The organism is Streptomyces sp. SID11385, assembly GCF_010548245.1.
Classification (GTDB): domain Bacteria; phylum Actinomycetota; class Actinomycetes; order Streptomycetales; family Streptomycetaceae; genus Streptomyces.
Genome location: NZ_JAAGLR010000572.1, coordinates 1 through 3,607, shown reverse-complemented (window position 1 = coordinate 3,607; position 3,607 = coordinate 1). Strand labels below are relative to the sequence as shown.

The following is a 3,607-nucleotide window of genomic DNA, read 5'->3' as shown; positions in this document are numbered from 1 at the left end:
CGTCACGCTGCGGCCTTCGCGCAGCGGCGGCCCGGCGACCGCGGCGACCGACTGCGTGAGCCTGCCGCGCAGCTCCACGGGCAGCCGCCACTCCTGGGCGAGGAGCCGCAGCGCGTCCTCCAGGTCCGGCAGCGAGCGGTGCGTGGAGCGCGGGCCCGGGACGGCGCGCCGCGAGGCCGGGACCCGTGCCCGGGTGCCGGTCGTGTGTCGTTCGCCGCCGCTCGTCTCGCTCACCCTCTCGTTCACCCGTCTTCCCTCAGAGGGACAGAACCACGTCAGCGGATACCCCGCGCCCACCTGTCCATGCTCCCACCTTCCGGGGGTCGCGGAGCGCCTTCGGCGGCAAGCCGCCCCGGGGCCCGTACCGTCCCCCTGCGCGTCCGCCCGCGCCCCCACCCGAGGAGAGTCCCGTGCCCCTGCCCGATGCCACCGCCCTGGCCCGCCGCACGCCCGTCGACCGGCTCGGCGGGGACGAGAGCGGACTGCGCCGCTCGCTGGGACTGTGGCAGCTCACCATGATCAGCGTCGGCGCCACGCTCGGCACCGGCATCTTCGTCGTGCTCGGCGAGGCGGTGCCCAAGGCCGGGCCCGCCGTCGTCGTCTCGTTCGTCCTCGCCGGGTTCACGGCGCTCTTCTCCGCGCTGAGCTACGCGGAACTCGCGGGCGCCATCCCCGTCGCCGGGTCCTCGTACACGTACGCCTACGCGACGCTCGGGGAGCTGGTCGCCTGGGTCTGCGGCTGGTGCCTGATCCTGGAGTACGGGGTCTCGGTCGCCGCCGTCGCGGTCGGCTGGGGCCAGTACGTCAACGAGTTCCTCGACGGCACGCTCGGCGTCACGCTCCCCGCCGCGCTCTCGGCGCCCCCGGGCGACGGCGGCGTCGTCAACGTCGCCGCGCTCGCCGTCGTCCTCCTCGCCCTCGCCTTCCTCCTCGGCGGGGCCCGCGAGTCGGCGCGCGCCAACACCGTCATGGTGTGCGTCAAGATCGCCGCGCTCCTGCTCTTCTGCGGCATCGGCGTCACGGGCTTCCGCTCGGCGCACTTCACGGATTTCGCCCCGTACGGCGTCAGCGGGATCAGCGCGGCGGCGGGCACGCTCTTCTTCTCCTACATCGGCTTCGACGCGGCGTCGACGGCGGGCGAGGAGGCGCGCGACGCGCGGCGCGACCTGCCGCGCGCGATCATCCTCTCGCTGGGGCTCGTCACGGCGCTGTACGTCCTCGTCGCGTTCGTCGCCGTCGGGGCACGGTCCTGGCGGCGGTTCGCGGGCTCGGAGGCGAGCCTCGCGGGGATCACGCGGGACCTCACGGGGCAGGACGTGTGGCCCGTCCTGCTCTCGCTGGGCGCCGTCGTCGCCATCGCCTCCGTCGTCCTCACGGTGCTGTACGGGCAGACCCGCATCCTCTTCGCGATGTCCCGCGACGGGCTGATCCCCCGGGTCTTCTAGCGCGTCCACGCCGCGAGCGGCACCCCGCGCGCGTGCACCGTGCTCGTCGCCGCCTTCTGCGGGCTGCTCGCCGCCGTCGTCCCGCTCGGGCAGCTCGCCGACGCCACGAGCATCGGCACGCTCTTCGCCTTCGGGCTCGTCAACGTCGCCGTCGTCGTGCTGCGCCGGATCAGGCCGGGGATGCGGCGCACCTTCCGGGTCCCCTTCTCGCCCCTCCTGCCCGCCGTCGGCCTCGGGCTCTGCCTGTGGCTCATGACGAGCCTGTCGCCCGTGACCTGGCTCGTCTTCGGCTGCTGGATGTTCTTGGGGCTCGTGGTCTACTTCGGGTACGGCGTCCGGCACTCCCGGCTCGCCGCCGACACGCCTCCCGGGAAGAAGTGAACGAAGCGCGGTGCTCGACGAACTCGACGAACGGATTGTGCGGGAGCTGACCTCGGACGCGCGGCGCAGCTACGCCGACATCGGCCAGCGCGTGGGGCTCTCGGCCCCCGCCGTCAAACGCCGCGTCGACCGGCTGCGGGCGAGCGGCGCGATCCAGGGGTTCACGGTGCGCGTCGATCCCGCCGTGCGGGGGCGGCGCACCGAGGGCCTCATCGAGCTGTACTGCCGGCGGCAGACGACGCCCGAGATGATCCGCAAGGGCCTCGAAGGCTATGCGGAGATCGTCTCGGCCTCGACGGTGACCGGCGAGGCCGACGCCGTCGTGCAGGTCTTCGCCGCGGACATGGAGCACTTCGAGCGGGTGCTGGAGCGGATCGCGGGGGAGCCCTTCGTCGAGCGGACCAAGTCAGTGCTCGTGCTCTCGCCGCTGCTGCGCCGCGCGGGCTGAGCCCCGCACGCCCTTCCGGCCTCTTTTCGGGGGGTTTTGTTCACTCTCGGACCATTAATGCGCGCCTGAGCCCGTGGTGGCGCGCAAAGTGGTCGGGAGATGATCACGAAGCCTCGTTCCGCTCTTGTCGCCGCCGCCGCGGTCCTCGTGGTGGCGGCCGTCGTGCTGGGTCTCGCGCTGTCCGGTGCCTTCGACGGCGGCGGGGGCGGGCACCGCGAGACCGGGAGCGAGAGCGCCGCGAGCACCCCGCCCCCCGCCGCCGCGGCGCTGCGCCCCCGCTTCGTGAGCCGCGCGAAGTGGGGCGCCGATCCGCACCTGCTCGACCAGAAGCCGCACTACGCGGACTCGGTGCACGCCATCGTCATCCACCACACCGATACGCCCAACGGCTACTCCTGCGCCGACAGCGCCTCCTACGTCCGCGACATCTACCAGGCCCACGCGACGGCGCGCGGCTGGGGCGACATCGGCTACAACTTCCTCGTCGACCGCTGCGGCACGATCTTCGAGGGCCGGCTCGGCGGCGTCGACAGGCCCGTCATCGGCGCCCACACGGTCGGCCTCAACAAGGGCACGACGGGCATCGCCGCGATCGGCACGTACACCGCCGGGGTCCCCGTGCCCGCGCCCATGCGGCGCTCGATCGAGCGGATCATCGCCTGGAAGCTCGGCCTCACCGAGATCAGCCCGGCGGCCCGTACCCAGCTCGTCTCCACCAACAGCAAGTCACGCTTCCCGAAGGACACCTCCGTCAACCTCCCCACCGTCCTCGGCCACATCGAGGCGTACGAGACGGACTGCCCCGGGCAGGCGCTCATGGACCTGCTGCCGGAGTTCCGGCGGGCCGCCACCAAGCTCCAGGGCAAGGCGAAACTCCTCGCGGCGCGGCGCGCCTCGCGCAGCCCGGAGACCGCGGACCGGGGGCAGAGCGGCGTCCCGGGGCCGCCGATGGAACCGCGCAGGGAGCCCGGCGCAACGAATCACCGTTCAGGGGCCCGCAGACGCAAGATCCTGCCGTGAGGACGGCGGCGATGGTGTCTTGTTGCGCCGGACCCGGCGCCCGTAGCGTCTAGGAGGCGTCCCGCCCCGAGCGACGGGATACCTCCTCGTTCGTCCCGGCACCTTTCCCGCAAGGCCCCGCATGCCCCCCTCCGCCCCGCCCGCGCCGCCGCTGCGCCTGGCGCTCGCCCAGTCCTCGGGCACCCCCGGCGACATCCGCGCCAACCTCGACGCGCTCGACGCGCTCGCGGCCCGCGCCGCGGCGTCCGGCGCCCACCTCCTCGTCGCGCCCGAGCTGTTCCTGAGCGGGTACGCGCCCGAGGCCCCGACCGGC

Annotated in this window: 3 protein-coding genes and 2 pseudogenes; 4 read left to right on the top strand and 1 reads right to left on the bottom strand. The window is 73.7% G+C overall.

Annotation, left to right across the window (positions count from 1 at the left end):
* Positions 1-246: pseudogene (locus G3I42_RS17450) on the bottom strand (serine/threonine-protein phosphatase); the annotation flags it as partial.
* A 188-nt stretch (positions 247-434) separates the two neighbouring features.
* Here G3I42_RS17450 and G3I42_RS17445 point away from each other — a divergent pair.
* From G3I42_RS17445 to G3I42_RS17430, 4 genes and pseudogenes are all read left to right on the top strand, one after another.
* Positions 435-1,826: pseudogene (locus G3I42_RS17445) on the top strand (amino acid permease).
* Between the two features lie 10 nt (positions 1,827-1,836).
* On the top strand, positions 1,837-2,274 hold the full coding sequence (locus G3I42_RS17440) for an Lrp/AsnC family transcriptional regulator (protein ID WP_164287029.1): 438 nt from the start codon (positions 1,837-1,839) through the stop codon (positions 2,272-2,274).
* Positions 2,275-2,373: 99 nt separating this feature from the next.
* The gene (locus tag G3I42_RS17435; RefSeq protein WP_164287026.1) at positions 2,374-3,294 is read left to right on the top strand and encodes a peptidoglycan recognition protein; all 921 of its coding nucleotides are present in this window, start codon (positions 2,374-2,376) and stop codon (positions 3,292-3,294) included.
* Positions 3,295-3,415: 121 nt separating this feature from the next.
* A partial coding sequence (locus tag G3I42_RS17430; protein ID WP_343244573.1) for a nitrilase-related carbon-nitrogen hydrolase occupies positions 3,416-3,607 on the top strand: 192 nt, incomplete at its 3' end.

Bases quoted from the DNA above. Each gene is read 5' to 3' on its own strand.
- G3I42_RS17435 (WP_164287026.1), top strand. From the start codon at position 2,374: ATGATCACGAAGCCTCGTTCCGCTCTTGTCGCCGCCGCCGCGGTCCTC.